Genomic DNA, 18,224 nt, shown 5'->3' on the forward strand with positions numbered 1-18,224 from the left:
TCGAATTTTCTATCCTGTTCGAATCTCGCGTCCCAAAACAGCAAAAACCGTGTTTAAAATACCCATAGCGTCAAGTCCGACACGTGAAAGAACTTTTTCTGGTGAACCATGATTCAAATATTCATCAGGAAATTTTAGTGTACGAACTTTCAAACCATGCTCTAAGAGCCCTTCTTGCGCTAAAAATTGTAATATGTGCGCTCCAAATCCACCGATTGCCCCTTCTTCAATTGTCACCAATACCTCATGCTCACGTGCCAAACGACGCATCAAATCTTTATCTAAAGGTTTTGCAAACCGTGCATCTGCAACCGTTGTAGACAATTCTTCAGCCTCCAACGCATCAGCAGCTTGCAACACTTCTGACATCCGCGTTCCAAAACAAACCAAAGCGATTCTATTTCCTTCACGCAGAACGCGCCCTTTTCCAATTTCTAATAACTCACCACGTTGCGGTAAATCTATACCAATCCCCTCACCACGCGGATAACGAAAAGAAATTGGTCCCTGATCATAAGCTGCAGCTGTACGCACCATATGCATCAGTTCAAGCTCATCAGAAGGTGCCATAACAACAAACTCAGGAAGAGTGGCCAAAAAAACAATATCAAAACTTCCAGCATGTGTTGCACCATCTGCCCCCACAAAACCTGCTCGGTCAATAGCAAAACGTACCGGTAATTTTTGAATTGATACATCATGAATAATTTGATCATAAGCACGCTGTAAAAAAGTAGAATAAATTGCAACAAAAGGCTTATACCCTTCACAAGCAAGTCCTGCCGCAAAAGTTACGGCATGTTGCTCAGCGATACCAACATCAAACATTTTTTCAGGAAATTTTTTCGCAAAAGAATCAAGGCCTGTCCCTGTTGGCATCGCTGCTGTTATGCCAACAATCTTATCATCATGGCGAGCTTCTTCTATTAAAGCTTTAGAAAATACCTTGGTATAGGGTAGAATATTACTTGATGCTTTTACCTGTTTTCCTGTCGTGACATCAAAACGATTAACACCATGATATTTATCAGACGAGGCCTCTGCAGGTGGATATCCCTTTCCCTTATGGGTTACAACATGCACCAAAACAGGACCATTAGGATATTCACGAACATTTTTAAAAACAGGCAATAAATGCCCCAAATTGTGCCCATCTATGGGTCCAACATAATAAAAGCCAAGCTCATCAAATAAAGTTCCCCCAACCAAAAGGCCACGCGCAAATTCCTCTGAACGACGAGCTTTATCCAAAAAAAACTTTGGCAATTTTTCGCTCAACATCTTTACGCGTTCACGCAAATGACGATAAGAAGGACGAGACACTAATCGTGCAAGATGTGCACTCATAGCACCTGTAGGTGGTGCTATAGACATATCGTTATCATTAAGAACAACAATCAAGCGTGCATTCAAAGCACCAGCGTTGTTCATGGCTTCATAAGCCATGCCCGCAGACATTGCACCATCACCAATGACAGTTATGATATTGCGTCTTGTCTCTGCTTTCAAAGCACTTGCCACTGCCATACCAAGCGCCGCTGAAATAGAAGTAGACGAATGCCCCGCTCCAAATGGATCATACACACTTTCTGAACGTTTTGTAAAACCAGATAATCCGCCCTCCTGACGTAATGTGCGAATTTTTTCTCTACGCCCCGTTAAAATCTTGTGTGGATAGGTTTGATGACCAACATCCCAAATAATCCTATCCTCTGGTGTATTAAAAATATAATGTAATGCAACAGTGAGCTCAACAACACCAAGTCCCGCCCCAAGATGACCACCTGTTACAGAAACCGCATCAATTGTTGCGGTCCGCAACTCATCAGCCAACTGTACCAAATCAGACTCAGGTAATGCCCGCAAATCTTGCGGAAAACAAACACGGTCAAGCAATGGTGTTAAGACCTGAGACAAAAAAAATCCTTCCTATTATCTTAACTCAAGAAAACACAATGATAAAAATATATCTTCTCTACTCTTTTATTTACAGTTTTGCATCTTTTTTACTGAAAATGCTCTTTTCTATTTGAGATGAGCTATAATTTCCTCATTTTTAACTTATTTTATAAAAAAGAAATCAATAAAACTTTCTGTTTATAAACTAAGGTTATTGCTTCTCTTAAGTCCCACAATAAATATCCAAAAAGATTTAAATTATTTAGCATCAAGTGGTTCCACTCCTTCTGGAAAACCTTCTTCTGAAAGCTGGATTTTTTCAACTTTAGCTTCAGCAACTCTTAAGAGTTTTTCACAATGCTTTTTAAGCGCTTCACCGCGTTCATAAATATCAATGGATTGTTCCAAAGGCACATCGCCACGTTCCAAATTTTCGACAATAACTTCAAGTTGCTTAAGCGCTTGCTCAAAGCTTAAGGTCGTAATATCCCCCTCTTGTATCTCTTTTTTCATATGAACCTCAAAAAATATCTGTTCTGGATATACGAACTCCAAAACCTTCCAAACCTACATAATGATGCTCTTTAGAAGCATAAACAATAACAGAGCCTATTCCTAAATATTTTAAAATTTGTGATCCTAAACCAATTTTGCGCCATTCTTCTTCGCGTGCAATCGCCTGCACATGGTTTTCTGAACTGTTTCTTGTCATGTTTTGAATACCAACAGTTGATTGTATAACAGATCCTTCACGCAAATAAATAAATACGCCACGTTTTTCTTTTTCCATCATACGCCGCATCATCACCATAATATCTGAAGTTTGACAAAAAACGTCACTTATAATGTTTTCATGATGTAAATGCACAGGAATATTCTCACCCTCACGGACATCACCAAAAACAATTGCAATGTGCTGAACGACTTCCCAAGGGAGTTGATAACTTTGAACAATAGCGGGACCTACGAATGTTTCAATAGGCATTTCTCCAACATGCTTGATCAATATTTCCTTACGTTGGCGGTAAGCAATTAAATCTGCAACCGTTATAATATGCAACCGATGTTCTTGCGCAAATTTCATAATCTGATCGCCATGTTTAACGCTTCCATCATCATTAACTAACTCACCGATAACACCAACCGGCGGCAAATTAGCTAATTTACATAAATCAACAGCGGCCTCCGTGTGACCTGAACGCATGAGCACTCCCCCTTCATGCGCAATTAAAGGAAAAACATGCCCTGGACGAACAAAATCATCCGCACTTGCATTTGAATTCGCAAGATTACGTACAGCTAATGTACGGTCATGTGCTGAGATCCCTGTTGTTATGCCGTGTTTAAAATCAACAGTAACCGTAAATTGCGTCCCATGTGCAGAGTTATTATCTGGTACCATAGGAGAAAGATTAAACCGTTTTGCTTCTTTTTTTGGCATAGGTGTGCACACAATACCTGTTGTGTGACGAAGAATAAACGCCATCTTTTCTTCTGTACAATGCGCTGCAGCAACAGTTAAATCACCCTCATTTTCACGGTCATCATCATCTGTCACCACAACAATTTCACCGCGTTCAAAAGCTTTAAGTGCAGAAACAATTTTTTTTTCATCATACGCCATTGTTCACCTTTTCAATCACCCAACTTGACCGCGATGTCTTAGATAATGGTCAGCAATAGCACAAGCAACCATCGCTTCACCAACAGGAACGGCACGAATCCCAACACATGGATCATGACGTCCCTTTGTTATAACGTCTATATCATGACCATCAACATCAATGGAACGACGAGGTGTTAAAATTGATGAAGTAGGCTTTACAGCAAAACGCGCAACAATTGGCTGTCCACTCGATATTCCCCCTAAAATACCTCCCGCATGATTTGATAAAAAAAGCGGTTTTCCATCATTTCCCATTCGCATTTCATCCGCATTTTCTTCTCCCCTCAAGCGGGCTGCCGCAAAACCATCACCAATTTCCACACCTTTTACCGCATTAATCGACATAAGTAACGAGGCAATATCTTGATCAAGCTTTGCGTAAATAGGGGCTCCTAAACCTGCCGGAACATTTTCTGCAACGATCTCAACAACCGCACCAACAGATGTCCCCTCTTTACGGAGTTTACTGATATAGTCACTAAAAATTTGAACCATCTCTGCATCAGCTGTAAAAAAAGGATTATTATCGACCTCTGACCAATCCCAACGATCACGATTAATATTATGAGGACCAATTGCTATCACTGCTCCTCGTACAATCAAACCAGGAACGATTTTACGAGCAAATGCACCTGCTGCAACACGTGCTGCCGTCTCCCGTGCCGAAGCACGTCCCCCGCCTCGAAAATCACGAATGCCATATTTAATATCATAAGTATAATCCGCATGTCCTGGACGATACTGATGAGCAATTGCTCCATAATCTTGAGAGCGTTGATCTGTGTTTCGAATCAACAGAGAAATTGGTGTACCTGTTGTCACCAATGTCGTTCCATCGTCTTGAACAACAACTCCTGAAAGGACCTCTACTTCATCTGGTTCTCGGCGCTGCGTTGTGTATTTTGATTGTCCTGGCTTGCGTTTATCAAGATAAGCTTGAACTTCTGCAAGAGTAAAAATAATTCCAGGTGGACAACCATCAATGACACAACCAAGAGCAGCACCATGACTTTCACCCCATGTTGTTACACGAAACAAATGACCAAATGTATTATGCGACATGAAAAAAGATCCATTTCTCTGTCAAATATATACAACGATAACGTATGTTGTGTGCTATACACAAAACAGCTCTTTTCTCCCAAATACTCTTGGACACCTTAAATTTGGTCAAATTACTGCTGTCTAATAAAATCTTATAAACCAAACTTTATTCTTTAACGACAGAAATGTCTGGTGCATCAACTGCTTTCATACCTATGATATTATAACCCGAATCGACATGATGGACTTCACCGGTAACAGAACGAGACAAATCTGAAAGAAAATAAAGCGCAGAATCACCAACCTCTTCAATTGTTACCGTACGACGTAATGGAGCATTATATTCATTCCATTTTAAAATATAACGAAAATCACCAATACCAGAAGCCGCTAACGTTTTAATTGGTCCAGCAGATATAGCATTAACACGAATATTTTGGGGACCTAAATCTACCGCTAAATATTTCACGCTCGCTTCAAGAGCGGCTTTGGCAACCCCCATTACATTATAATTGGGAACAACCTTTTCTGCACCATAATAGGTTAGTGTCAAGATTGAACCACCATCTGGCATCAATTTTTCTGCACGCTTCGTTAGAGCTGTTAGGGAATAAACGGAAATATTCATGGTCATCATAAAATTTGATTCGCTGATATCAATATAACGACCACTTAATTCATCTTTATCAGAAAAACCAATAGCATGAACTAAAAAATCAAGTTTTCCCCATTTCTTCTCTATTTCTCTAAAGACCGTATCAATAGAGACACTGTCAGAAACATCACAATGTCCACAAACAAATCCCTTTAATTCTTCAGCCAAAGGCTCGACACGCTTTTTCATTGCTTCACCCTGATAGGTAAAAGCAAGCTCTGCCCCTGCGCTACTTGCCGCTTTAGCGATTCCCCAAGCGATGGAGCGATTATTGGCCAACCCCAAAATTAAACCACGCTTACCGTACAATAAACCATTACCCTTAGCCATCAGCACTGCCCCATTGTTACTTAAAATTAGTATTATTCACCTGCCTATGACACAGGTCAACTTTTTCTTCAAGCAATTGGTTTAAAATCAAACAAAAACTACGCTTTTATATATAAAATTTTTAAAATTAATCTTGTTGCATTTGCAAAAACTGTTCTAGTGCGGCGGCATTTTCATCTCCCGGCAACATAATGCGAACATGCACATAAAGATCATCTCTTGTACCATTTTTTAAACGAAGCCCTTTCCCTTTCAACCGTAAAACGCGATCAGAACTTGACCACGCAGGAATCGTTAAAACCACACGCCCCTCCAACGTCTCAACTTCTTCTTTTGCTCCCAAAACAGCATGTTTAAGAGAAACTGGTAAATCAAGATGGAGTGCTCTTCCTTCAACCCGAAAACGAGGATGTTTTTGAATCTGAATGGTTATTAACGCATCTCCTGCTTGCCCGTGAGGTACCGCTTCTCCCTGACCTTTTAAACGAATAACCTGTCCGTCTTCAATATAATCTGGAAGTTTAATTTTTAACTTTTTCCCATTTGGAAAAACAGCCTCCACCTTTTCTGCGCCAACCATCTGCTCTAATGTTATGGCAAGATTAGCACGAACATGTGCTCCTTGTTGGGGACGGTTATAGTGTGTGGAATTCGAAAAGCTACTACCTCCTCCAAACAGATCCCGAAAAATATCACTCGTATCAAAACCTGCACCACCTGAAGAGGAAAAATCAAATCCCTTTGCTCCTCCTGAAAAGGGATTTTGTTTATTGCTAAAATTTTCACCAGCACCATAGGCTTGATAAAGCGGTTTTCCTTCCATATCAATTTCACCGCGGTCAAATTGTGCCTTTTTATCTTTATCACCTATAATTTCATAGGCTTGATTAATTTCAGCAAATTTCTCTTTAGCCTTTGTATCATCTTTATTATGGTCTGGATGATATTTCTTCGCTAATCTTCTAAATGCCGATTTAATCTCTTGCGATTTTGCGGTACGTGCCACACCCAGAATCGTGTAGGGATCACGCATATTGCCCTCTTTTCAATTTCTTCGTTTTCAAAATATCAACTGATACGTTGTTCAATATCCCTTATAGCTTCATTAGTCTATTCTAGAGAATAATTTCTTCTTTTCTCTTTATATGTCTATCAATAAACTAAAATACCAGATAAAATGAGACATTTATTTAATATAGCTCCTTGTAGTCTATGCTAAAGTAAAAAATAATTAAACTACCATAGAAATACACGATAGCATTGGCTTTTTGAAAATAAGAAAAAATAGTACTGTAACTTCTTGATGATAAAGTAAATGAGAAAATGCCTCACCCATGCTCACTGATATTTGGAGAAACTATGAGCACAAAAATACCAACAGATGATCATTTTATGAAAATGCAAAAACCTTTTGAACTTTTCGCAAAGTGGCTTGAAGAGGCAACGATAAGTGAAATAAATGATCCGAATGCTATGGCATTAGCAACAGTTGACGAAACAGGACTCCCTAATGTTCGTATGGTTCTCCTCAAAGACTACAGTCCCCAAGGATTCGTCTTCTATACCAATTATGAAAGCTGTAAAGGACAAGAAATTTTAAAATCAATGAAAGCATCCTTAGGTTTTCATTGGAAATCACTCCGTCGTCAAGTCAGAATTAGAGGAATCGTTGAAAAAGTAAGTCAACAGGAAGCCGATGCCTATTTCCAATCGCGACCACGTGGTAGTCGAATTGGTGCATGGGCCTCTAAACAATCTCAACCTTTAGACAATCGTTTTGTGCTCGAAAAAGCAATTGCTCAATATACTGCGCGTTATGCTCTAGGCAATATTCCACGACCACCTTATTGGTCTGGGTTTCGTGTTAAACCCCTTTCTATAGAGTTCTGGTGCGATCGCCCATTTCGTTTACATGATCGTTTGCTTTTTACACGGGATTGTGTTGAACACAGCGATTGGAAAAGACAAAAACTTTATCCCTAATCCTTCAAACTTCATCGTTATGAAGATTTTTTCTTCGCAACAATTAAACAAATATTTTTTATTCGAAAAATTCTAAAAGAAGATGATTTATTTTATTTAAATAGAAGAATTTTATTTTCACTGTAAAGGTTAATTGGTGATATTTTCTACTGTATTGCTTAAAAATAGATTAGCAACAAGCTTATTAAAAAAAACATACTGTATTCAGTAGAAACTATGATTTTAGCTAACTTATTTTTAGACCGCAGGATAAAATATCATCCATATACCCCCACATACTAAACCAGCAAAAATCACAAAACCAATAAGCGAATTAGATTTGAAAAGCCTGAGGCATTGTGAACTGTCATCTATATCAATGACTTTAATTTGAATAAACATATGGATACTTGCCACAAAAATCCCCAAAAAACTAAGAACAGGAACTCCAGCTAAATAAAATGCTAGACTAACGAACATCACAAAACCACCATACAAAAATACTAAAGCACGCTTGGTTGCTTTACCAAAAAGAAGAGCCGTAGAACGGACACCAACAGTAATGTCATCTTCTTTATCTTGATGTGCGTAGATTGTGTCGTATCCTATGGTCCACAAAATTGATCCCACATAAAGCAAGATTGGTGCCCAGCTTAAACTTCCAAAGACAACAGCCCACCCCATTAATGCCCCCCAATTAAATGCAACGCCTAAAAAAAACTGCGGCCAATATGTTACGCGTTTCATAAAAGGATAAAATGCAACAGCTATCAATGACGAAATACCTAGAAAAAAACTAAACCTATTAAATTGTGATAAAACAACTAAACCAACAAAACATTGCACAAGGATAAAAACTCTCGCTTGAAACCGACTCACATGACCTGTTGGCAATGGGCGAGAACGTGTCCTTTCTACCTGAGCATCAATTTTATGGTCAATAAGATCATTCCAAGTACATCCTGCCCCTCGCATAGCAATAGATCCCAGAAAAAAAAGAAAAAGATACCAAACCCAATGAAGAAACATTGATAAAAGAGTATCGTAATGCATGTTATAAGAGAAAAAAGCCATTGTTGTTGACCAAAAACAAGGCCACATCAACAATTGCCAACCGATAGGTCGATCCCAACGCGCCAATTGCGCATAAAACCATAAAGAACGGGGAAGGAAGCTGTAGACCCATTGTTTGGAAGATGCATCCATAACCCGTCCTTGGCTATCATAGGACTGAACATGCGCGATATTTTTATTTTTTTTCATCAAATGATTTACCTTTGGTCTTGCGATAGAGACATTTCATTCTTATGAGAAGGGGATGAGATTAATTATCTTTTATGAGAGGAGCAAGCAATGAATATTCTTCTTATTGGCTCAGGTGGACGAGAACATGCTTTAGCATGGAAAATAGCAGCATCACCACTGCTAACAAAGTTATATTGTGCTCCTGGAAATCCTGCAACAACAGAATTTGGTGAAAATATTAATTTAAACATTGATGACCATCCCCTTGTTATTGATTTTTGTAAGGCACATTCTATTGATCTTGTAATTGTAGGACCAGAAGCACCCTTGGTGGCGGGTATAACAGACTCTCTTAATAGCGCTAACATCTGTGTATTTGGTCCTACTCAAAAAGCTGCTCAACTAGAAGGTTCAAAAGCCTTTACAAAAGATTTATGTCGGAAGAATAACATTCCTACAGGAAGTTACCAATGCTTTAATGATGCCTCTAAAGCTAAAGCTTACATTCAGCAACAAGGTGTTCCCATTGTTATTAAAGCTGATGGCTTAGCAGCTGGCAAAGGTGTCGTGGTTGCAACAACTATGGAAGAAGCGTTTAACGCAGTTGATGCCTGCTTCAAAAGTACATTTGGAGATGCAGGAAACAAAATTGTTGTAGAATCTTTTCTTGAAGGTGAAGAAGCAAGCTTCTTCTGCCTTTGTGATGGTAAAGTTGCTCTTCCTTTTGGATCTGCTCAAGATCATAAACGTGTAGGTGATGGGGATACTGGAGCAAACACCGGTGGTATGGGTGCTTATTCACCAGCGCCCATCATGACCCAAGAAATAGTGAATCGTACTCTCAAAGAAATTGTTGAACCAGCTTTAAAAAGCATGAAAGAAATGGGCGCCCCCTTTAAAGGTATTCTCTTCGTCGGATTAATGATAACGCAAAAAGGACCCGAATTAATTGAATTTAACGTACGATTCGGTGATCCTGAATGTCAAGTTTTAATGATGCGCCTCAAAGATGATATTTTGCCAATTTTTCTTGCTGCTGCTCAAGGAAAACTTGAAAATAAGCCTCTTCGGTGGTCTGAAAAAACAGCTCTCACCGTTGTTATGGCTGCTAATGGTTATCCAGACTCTCCCCAAAAAGGTACTGTTATCCGTAACGTTGATCAAGTAAACACTCTTCCCGATGTGAAAGTTTTTCAAGCTGGTACAGTGTTGCGTGATGGAGAACTCATTGCAAATGGTGGACGTGTACTCAATATAACTGCAACAGGAAAAACGATTACGCATGCACAAAAACGTGCTTATGAAGCTGTTGATTTTATTGATTGGCCAGAAGGTTTTGTTCGTCGAGATATCGGATGGAGAGCCGTTGCGCGAGAAAATTAAATCCTTTGAATATTCTTTTTTTACGATTTTATTATTTTATATAAGAGCATGATACAAAAATTTTCTCACTGTTTTACGTTGCCATAATTTTGAAAAAATAAGTGTGCTTTCCTTTGAACAATCAAATATTGTAAATAGGATATCTACTCATGATAAAATAGGAAAATTTTCTGAATCTGAAGATGTAATATAAAATAATCATTTTACTGTTGTCTTTACTTTAAACGCATTTTCTCATCATTTTTATAAACACTTTCTTTCTTATAAAATCCTGAGGAAAAACGTATATACTATCATTTCTTTTATTTATCGCGTTTTTAGTGAAACTCCGCTTTTACGAAAAATAAAATGCCCAAAAAAGATAGTTATGTTATTCACATACAAATTCTTAAACAATATCTCTCATGCTTATCATTCCCATTTTACGACACTACCTGCAAATAGTATAAATCCATTCTGCCAGCTTTCTGGAATAAAAATAAAAACCTATACCATCATTGTATTTTCCAATTCTCAATATTACGATAACCCTTTCTATCTAAATGATTTTGATTATAAAAGAGAGATGAAATAAGAATATTCTGCAATATTCAAAGCTTTCATTCAACATGGAGAAATGATTTATAAAAAAAATTCAAAAACACTTCCAGTAATCTTCTGGTGTTTTTAATAATGTGGCAAAAACCCAAAATTATACCGCAAAAAAACAGTTTCTATTGTTATGAAAACCGTTTTTACCTCTCTGAAAAAAGCGTTCTACATCATCGATTCCTGCTGCCAATGTATGGTGTCAAAAAACTCTCATTTACAATCATTGACTTTCTCTTTGTTTTCAAGAACCAAAAGTCACACCAAATCCCGTCTGTAAAGGTCTGAATTCTCATTAAGCGGGTTCCTCTTGCTTCCCACTCATATGCTGCACTTACACAAAGACCTACAAGCAAACTTAGAATATTCGCCATATCTTCTAAAAACACTTCATGTGTGAAGTTTACATGCCTTATGTTACCTCCCCAAACAACGATGTTTTACAGCACAACAAGATAAATGCTGACGGTCGTACAAAAATGAATGCATGTTAATTTACTGGAGTGCAATTCGATTCGCAATCACCAAACGCAAGCCTAACGGATTGCTATAACGAAGTAAAAAATGCTTTTGTTTAGAATGTGCTGTTGTACCAAAAAATCGATGTAAATCAGAACGATCTTTTACAACCAGAATGCGATTATCTTCATTGATCATAAGCATGGGAAGGCCATAAGTATCCGCCCATAACCGCCAATCCAGAAGAACATTATTCAAATCTCTGGAAACCAAAAGCGGTATACAAGCTTCCTCATCGGTATGAAGTAATTCTAATGCAACAGCTCTTTCTCCTGAACGCGTTTTTACGGTACGTGCTGCAATTCCTTGAAAATGATAAGGGGGTATTAAATGCGATAAGCTTGAAGGCATATCCGTTTTAAAAGAAACACCACGCTCATTTAACGAACAAATAACCTGATTACCCGTTTTGGATGAAAAATATGTCGTCGTTTGTGGCAAATGGCACGGATCTAACCGAAATTCAAGCACCGCTTTTGCCTGATTAAAGCATTGATTAGCCATATACATTATCCCAATTTATCTTAAATAACATACACCCTTTAGCAGCTTTTTCTCATTGGATTATTAAAAGTTTGAATAAAAAACAACTGGTTTCTTTTTTGGTTATTAAAATCTAAACAAAAATGCATGATCACCATTCTTGAATTATAATACTTTTCCAGGATTCATTATCCCTAAAGGATCGAGTGTTTTTTTAATCCCTTGCATAATATCCAATGCGACAGGCGATTTAAAAGAACGAAGTTCTTCGCGCTTAAGCTGACCAATTCCATGCTCAGCAGAAAATGCACCTCTATAGTCCACCACTAAACTATGAATGCGATGATTCATTGTTGACCATAACTGCAAAAACACTGTCGTATCAGCTCCTACAGGTTGTGTAATATTATAATGTAAATTTCCATCGCCCATGTGTCCAAAACAAATCACCCTTGCTCCTGGAGCAATATCTTCAACAATAAGCGCTGCCTCAGCAATAAAATCAGGAATAGAAGCAAGTGGGATTGCAATATCATGCTTAATGGACCCTCCTGCTAACTTTTGTGCTGATGATATACTTTCTCGTAATTGCCAAAAAAAATCTTGCTGTTTTAAAGATTGCGCAACAACTGCATCTTCTATCACCGCATTCTTTAAAGCTTCTTCTAAAATAGTACTCAATACCGATAACGCCTCATCATTGCCTTGCAACGATGAAATGTTCATTAATACATACCATTCATGTTTCCGCTGAAGAGGAGGCTTCTCACACATCTTATAATCTAAAGCCATTTGCAAACTGAGATTTCCCATGAGCTCAAAACCTGTCAACATCCCTCCTCCATATTCTTGAGCCAGAGATAAAAACTCTAAAGCCTTCGCCGGACTATATAATCCCACCAAAGCAACAGCTTTTCCTTTTATTTTTGGAAACATCTTCAAAACGGCTGCAGTTATAACTCCCAATGTGCCTTCTGCACCAATAAAAAGATCTTTTAAATCGTAACCGCTATTGTCTTTTTTAACAAAACGCAAATCATCTAAAATACGCCCATCCGGTAAAACAACTTCTAAACCAAGACAAAGATCACGCATATTGCCATAAGCTAAAACAGCTGTCCCTCCAGCATTCGACGAAAGATTGCCTCCTACTTGGCAAGAACCTTCAGATGCCAAAGAAAGAGGGAAAAAACGACCTGATTCATCCACTTTTTTCTGTAAATCCTGTAAAATAACACCAGCCTCTACAACAACAAAATTTCCCTCAAGATTTATAGCTCTAATCTTATTTAATCGCTCCATGGATAAAAGAACGCTCCCTCCTCCTTCATCTGGTTGTTGTCCCCCCACAAGCCCTGTATTTCCACCCTGTGGCACAATCGGTGTGCGCGTTTTGCTCGCGAACTGCATAATCGATGAGACCTCTGCGCAAGAAGATGGACGTAAAAGTAAAGGTGTTTTTCCATGAAAAAGCCCACGCTCTTCAAGCAAATACGGTGCAATCAAAGCTTGATCCGTTATAGCATGCTTAGCACCAACAATTTCCCTAAACCCTTCAATTAATTCCTGCTCCATGTTCATTTCTCCTTTGGAGCTGCAGCCCGTATAAGACGATCATTGATAGCCTCTCCTAATCCGTATGATGGAATAGGTTCTACTGCGATACATCTCACTTTAAATGAATCTAATTCCTTCATATATTGAAATAAATGAGAGGCTGCCTCTTCCAACTTTCCATCTTCGCTAAGGTTTAAAATAGAAACGGCATTTTCAGCCCCCATAACACGCTTTGAACCAAATGCTAAAAGCGCTTCACCATTTTCCACCTTTTCTACATTCAAACGAACCGTAGCATTGGGAGCATAATGCGACTTTAACATCCCAGGAGCTTCAATCGCCGCCCTTTGATCTATCCGTTTTAAAGGCTTCCCCACAACCTCTTCAATTTCATCAGCCGCAAGCCCGCCTGGACGCAAAAGATAAATATTTTCACCACAAATTTTAATAATCGTTGATTCCAGCCCTATTTTAGCAGGTCCTCCGTCCAATATCAAAGGAACAGATTCCCCCAAAGATGCAAAAACAGCCTCAGCTGAAGTAGGGCTAAGACGCCCCGATTGATTCGCACTAGGAGCAGCAAGTGGACGGCCAAAATGTTGTACCACTTCCGCAAAACGACTGTCTGGAAAACGAACAGCCAAGGTATTCAAACCAGAGGTTGTTAAAGGATGGATATTATGCTGTTCCTTTAAAGGCAAAACCAATGTCAAAGGCCCTGGCCAAAATTCTTCTATTAATTGGCGTGAAAGAAAGTCAATTTTAACATAACGTTCCGCCATTTCGATGCCGCTAACATGCGCAATAAGAGGATTAATTTGTGGACGACCCTTTGTAGAATAAATAGAAGAAATCGCCCTCCCATTGGTTGCATCGCCCGCTAATCCATAAACAGTTTCCGTTGGTAACGCTACTAACTTCCCTTGTTCAAGAAGCGCTATTGCCTCTCTTATCGAAGCACTATCGAGTGGTAGAATCGTCATGACACATCATTTCTATAACACTCTTTTAGTGGTGCAAAACTATAACGATGTAATCCTATAACTGGTCCATATTTATCAAGAGCTGTACGATGCGCTAGCGTTGCATAACCTACATGCTTCTCTAAACCATACCCTTTATAAACTTGTCCTGTACATTCCATCATCCGATCACGCGTTACTTTCGCAATAATAGATGCGGCTGCAATTGAAACTGAACGCTGATCGCCCTTAATCAATGCCATTGCAGGACAGGACAACTCAGAAGGAATATCACGCCCATCAACAAGGACATAGTGGGCTGGAATGGCTAATCCTATAATACAGCGACGCATTGCTTCTAACGTTGCTTTTCTAATATTAGATTGATCAATTGTACGAGCACAAAGACTGGCGACTGAAACCGCTAATGCACTTTGCAAAATTTCATGATAAAGTCTATTTCGTTGGAAAAAAGAAAGTTTTTTTGAATCATTTAACCCATTAGGAATACGATCTCTATCCAAGATAACGGCTGCTGTTACCACAGGTCCAGCGAGAGGCCCCCGTCCTACTTCATCAACACCTGCTATATGAAAAAAACCCTGTTTTTGCAAATCCAATTCGCACGAAAAATTTGGTTGAAGCGGCAAATTAAACATCTTTGATACATCACAAATACAACAAACATACATCTATTTCTGTAGCCTGATCATTTTTTGCAAGCATTACAGTTTTAAATGGCTCTTCAAACATTCCACGAATTCTTGCACAAAAAATAAAAAAACACATTTCTTTGGTTACCCTCTTTTATTATGTATAATAAAATCATGATAAAATAAAAGCTTTTATATTTATTTATCAAATATTTCCTAAAGTCATGATAGGTTTTACAAACCAATTTGGGTACATTGATTTGATAAAAAGAGCTGCTTGTTGCGCCGTTTGTTTATTTTTAAAAATGCCAAAGCAAGTTGCTCCCGTTCCAGACATACGGGAAAAAAGAGCCCCACATTCATCTAATATAGATAACACTTCAGCTAACTGAGGTGCTATTTTTAATGCAGGAGAAAAAAGATCATTACGCGTTTCTTGTAAAACTTCAACTAATGAATCAACACTCTTTAAAGCGTCTGTATTAATTTTTAAAGAAGGATTATGACGCTTCTCTAACGCTTTAAAAACAGCTTGTGTTGAAATCTCTTGTCCATGATTAACCAATACCATTGCTAATGAACAAGCTTCTTTTATTTGTATCATCTCTTGACCAATTCCTTTGACCAAAAGCGGCTGCTGATATTCTAATGCACAAAGGCACATGGGAACATCAGCACCAAGAACTAAGCTCTTTTTTGCTAATTCTTCGTAAGGGCAATCAAGATTCCACTGCCGATGCAACATGCTGATAACCCCAGCTGCATCACCTGAGCCACCACCAATGCCTGAAGCAACAGGTAATGTTTTTACAAGCCGAAAAAAAGCAGGTTGAGCACATTCCGGAAAAGTCTTATGCATAAAGTCCCTTGCGCGAATAACCAAATTGTCTAAATGAGAAACAAGCCCTTTTGCAAACGACCCCGTCAAAACAAACTGATTATTTTCACAAGGTGCATAGTGTAGACAATCACCGCTAAGACTAAAATAAACCAAACTTTCTATTAAATGATACCCATCAGCACGTTGCCCCACAACATGTAGAGCTAAATTCAATTTAATAGGTGTAAATAAATAGGAATGTCTTTGGAACGAAGTTTGTACATTTGATATCATATGACGTAATATTCACTTACATAGGGTTCTTTTAAAAATTTCCCCCTTTTACCCATACTTTTAGCACGAGCCCTATAAACAGCTTGGAATATTCTTAATCGTTTTCTAAAAAACAATAAATATAAAGAGTTCTCATACAAAATAAACGACATGTTCTCATTCGTATCATTTCAAGCCTTTTTTCTTCTAGTATCTGTTTTTAGATAAAAATCTCTCTGGCTTGAATGATCCTTTCCATCACAAACCATAACGCTGCCAAAGAGCTCGCTCTTCTGCTGCCATCAATGCACTATCAACGACTGTATAAACCGTATGTGCCGTCACTCCTGAAGGCGTTTTAGGTCCTAAAAAACTTTTTGGAGGCATAATAAGTCGAAGTTTTGCATCATTACCAAAGCGCTCCTTAATAACAGAACGTACATCATTCAATCCATCAACCAGACCAAGCCCAACGCTTTGTTTTCCACTCCAAAACATTCCTGTAAAGAGATTCGAATCATCTGATAATTTTTCAGCACGCCGTTCTTTAACCAAATCGATAAAAGTTTGATGCACTTCAAGTTGGAGAGATTTCAAATGCTCAATATCCGCCTTTTTTTCTGGCTGAAATGGATCTAATGTAACTTTGTTCTTTCCTGCTGTGTATACACGCCGTTCGATACCAATTTTCTTCAAAAGTTCCGGAAAACCAAAGGAAGCTGAAACCACTCCAATGGAACCAACAATTGAAGAAGGATCTGCAAAAATTTCATCCCCTGCACAAGCAATCATATAACCACCAGATGCTGCAATATCTTCAATAAACACAAGAACCTTTTTATTTTTTTCTTCTGCCAAGTCACGAATGCGCTTGAAGATAAAACGCGATTGTACAGGTGAACCACCAGGAGAATTAATAATAAGTGCAACAACCGGTGACTTTTTGTGTGCGAAAGCCTTCTCTAAAAGATTTGCACACCTACTGAGGGAAAGGGTACGAGATATAGATGCTGATGAATCCATAATTGCTCCTTGAAGGCGCACCACAGGAATTTCAAGTTTATCGGAAGAAAAACGGCGTGGAATAAAACTTTTAATAAAATCCATCAAAACAAAATCTCCTTATAAATTAAGAACAATTAAATAGGCAAGGACAACAAAAAGGAACAACGTGATACCATCCAAAAGCGCCAATCAACCCCCACATTACAATCAGAAATATAACTTCACCCAAAAGCTAAGCCTCCCTAATGACAAAGTGTAGACTTTAAATAATAAACTAAAAAACACAAGATACTATTAGAAAAGTTCCCACAAGCTTATATATCCATTATTAATTGCATCAACTCGAGGTGAAAAAGTATGGTCATTACCTTCATGTATAACCAATGCCGGTAAAATAGATAAAGCTGCTCTGCTTCCTCGTTTTGCGTAAAATAAAAGACGAATTGCTGCTGTTTTCGCACGGGCATGCACAGGAATTATACAAATACCACCAAAACGCCCTTCTAAAGCATGCAAGATATCTGTCAACGATTGTGGACGTGCAATGAGCCCTAAGTATCCACCTGGCTTAACAATAGCTGCTGCACTCCGCAACCAGTTATCAAACATTGCTTCAGACATAACATGTGCTTCAGATTTTTGTTTATCAGGTGTCTTACGATCGGTGGGATTATTAAAAGGTGGATTCATAATCGCAAAATCAAAGCTATTATCTATCAAACCTGCTTTTATACGGGCATTCCCTTTGAAGGTAACATCTGCTTCTAGCAAACAAATTCGGCTAGCAAATTGTTTATTTTGTTTTAGCATAAGCGTTTTTTGAGCGTAAGATACCATAAAAGCTGAACGTTCAACTAAGGTAACATGAACTTTCAGACAACGCGAAGCAACAGCCAAACCCGCAGCTCCAGCACCTGCACCTAAATCAACAACCTTGCCCTTTAAATCACTCGGAACCAAACTAGCTAATAACATCGCATCCATTCCAGAACGATGACCATATTTATGGGGTTGAACCAAATAAAATTTTCCGCGGTGAAAACTGTCAATTGTTTCACCACTCTGATTCGCTGCTTTATCCATTTAAAAGCCTAATGCTCACCTTTATAAATTGCATTTTTGCCATTCAGCTACTATTTTAAATTTTTTATTATTTCATAACAATAAGATTACACTCGCT

General features: G+C 38.4%; 16 protein-coding genes. 2 read left to right on the forward strand and 14 right to left on the reverse strand.

What is annotated here, in order from left to right:
• Nucleotides 1-9: 9 nt before the first annotated feature.
• From dxs to ACFIMP_RS01085, 6 genes are all read right to left on the reverse strand, one after another.
• On the reverse strand, nt 10-1,917 hold the full coding sequence (dxs, locus tag ACFIMP_RS01060; RefSeq protein ID WP_375613027.1) for a 1-deoxy-D-xylulose-5-phosphate synthase: 1,908 nt from the start codon (nt 1,915-1,917) through the stop codon (nt 10-12).
• Between the two features lie 240 nt (nt 1,918-2,157).
• Nucleotides 2,158-2,412, reverse strand: a complete 255-nt coding sequence (locus tag ACFIMP_RS01065; RefSeq protein ID WP_375611123.1) for an exodeoxyribonuclease VII small subunit — start codon at nt 2,410-2,412, stop codon at nt 2,158-2,160.
• Between the two features lie 7 nt (nt 2,413-2,419).
• Nucleotides 2,420-3,523, reverse strand: a complete 1,104-nt coding sequence (gene ribB / locus ACFIMP_RS01070) for a 3,4-dihydroxy-2-butanone-4-phosphate synthase (RefSeq protein ID WP_375613028.1) — start codon at nt 3,521-3,523, stop codon at nt 2,420-2,422.
• A gap of 15 nt (nt 3,524-3,538) precedes the next feature.
• Nucleotides 3,539-4,627 (reverse strand): chorismate synthase, encoded by a 1,089-nt coding sequence (aroC, locus tag ACFIMP_RS01075; RefSeq protein ID WP_375613029.1) that lies wholly within the window; start codon nt 4,625-4,627, stop codon nt 3,539-3,541.
• A gap of 148 nt (nt 4,628-4,775) precedes the next feature.
• Entirely contained in the window at nt 4,776-5,594 is an 819-nt protein-coding gene (fabI, locus tag ACFIMP_RS01080; protein ID WP_273787904.1) for an enoyl-ACP reductase FabI, read from the reverse strand.
• 127 nt (nt 5,595-5,721) lie between these two features.
• Complete coding sequence (locus ACFIMP_RS01085; RefSeq protein WP_375613030.1) at nt 5,722-6,627, reverse strand: DnaJ C-terminal domain-containing protein; 906 nt, start codon at nt 6,625-6,627, stop codon at nt 5,722-5,724.
• Between the two features lie 326 nt (nt 6,628-6,953).
• On the opposite strand from ACFIMP_RS01085, the gene pdxH reads away from it, so the two are divergent.
• Complete coding sequence (pdxH, locus tag ACFIMP_RS01090; RefSeq protein ID WP_375611119.1) at nt 6,954-7,577, forward strand: pyridoxamine 5'-phosphate oxidase; 624 nt, start codon at nt 6,954-6,956, stop codon at nt 7,575-7,577.
• 237 nt (nt 7,578-7,814) lie between these two features.
• Here pdxH and ubiA read toward each other — a convergent pair whose 3' ends face one another.
• Complete coding sequence (ubiA, locus tag ACFIMP_RS01095; protein ID WP_375628320.1) at nt 7,815-8,819, reverse strand: 4-hydroxybenzoate octaprenyltransferase; 1,005 nt, start codon at nt 8,817-8,819, stop codon at nt 7,815-7,817.
• A gap of 90 nt (nt 8,820-8,909) precedes the next feature.
• Between ubiA and purD the strand changes: the two genes are divergently transcribed.
• Complete coding sequence (purD, locus tag ACFIMP_RS01100) at nt 8,910-10,184, forward strand: phosphoribosylamine--glycine ligase (protein ID WP_375645529.1); 1,275 nt, start codon at nt 8,910-8,912, stop codon at nt 10,182-10,184.
• Nucleotides 10,185-11,267: 1,083 nt separating this feature from the next.
• On the opposite strand, the gene ACFIMP_RS01105 is transcribed toward purD, so the two are convergent.
• The 7 genes from ACFIMP_RS01105 to ACFIMP_RS01135 form a co-directional block, all read right to left on the reverse strand.
• Nucleotides 11,268-11,795 carry a DUF6101 family protein gene (locus tag ACFIMP_RS01105; RefSeq protein ID WP_375613032.1) on the reverse strand — a complete coding sequence of 176 codons (528 nt, stop codon included), beginning with the start codon at nt 11,793-11,795 and terminating at the stop codon, nt 11,268-11,270.
• Between the two features lie 144 nt (nt 11,796-11,939).
• Nucleotides 11,940-13,349, reverse strand: a complete 1,410-nt coding sequence (locus ACFIMP_RS01110; protein WP_375613033.1) for an FAD-binding oxidoreductase — start codon at nt 13,347-13,349, stop codon at nt 11,940-11,942.
• Nucleotides 13,350-13,351: 2 nt separating this feature from the next.
• A complete protein-coding gene (locus ACFIMP_RS01115) occupies nt 13,352-14,314 on the reverse strand; it encodes an L-threonylcarbamoyladenylate synthase (RefSeq protein ID WP_375613034.1) in 963 nt (320 codons plus the stop codon).
• Nucleotides 14,311-14,952: a ribonuclease HII gene (rnhB, locus tag ACFIMP_RS01120; protein ID WP_375638046.1), complete on the reverse strand. Its 642-nt coding sequence runs from the start codon at nt 14,950-14,952 to the stop codon at nt 14,311-14,313. The genes ACFIMP_RS01115 and rnhB overlap by 4 nt, the downstream gene beginning before the upstream one ends.
• A gap of 199 nt (nt 14,953-15,151) precedes the next feature.
• Nucleotides 15,152-16,060 (reverse strand): 4-(cytidine 5'-diphospho)-2-C-methyl-D-erythritol kinase, encoded by a 909-nt coding sequence (locus tag ACFIMP_RS01125; protein WP_375685902.1) that lies wholly within the window; start codon nt 16,058-16,060, stop codon nt 15,152-15,154.
• A gap of 237 nt (nt 16,061-16,297) precedes the next feature.
• Nucleotides 16,298-17,146 (reverse strand): S49 family peptidase, encoded by an 849-nt coding sequence (locus ACFIMP_RS01130; protein WP_375612095.1) that lies wholly within the window; start codon nt 17,144-17,146, stop codon nt 16,298-16,300.
• Nucleotides 17,147-17,338: 192 nt separating this feature from the next.
• Nucleotides 17,339-18,127: a tRNA1(Val) (adenine(37)-N6)-methyltransferase gene (locus tag ACFIMP_RS01135; RefSeq protein ID WP_375612094.1), complete on the reverse strand. Its 789-nt coding sequence runs from the start codon at nt 18,125-18,127 to the stop codon at nt 17,339-17,341.
• Between the last annotated feature and the right edge of the window lie 97 nt (nt 18,128-18,224).

Origin of the sequence: Bartonella sp. AP65SXKL, assembly GCF_042195725.1 — a bacterium.
GTDB lineage: Bacteria > Pseudomonadota > Alphaproteobacteria > Rhizobiales > Rhizobiaceae > Bartonella.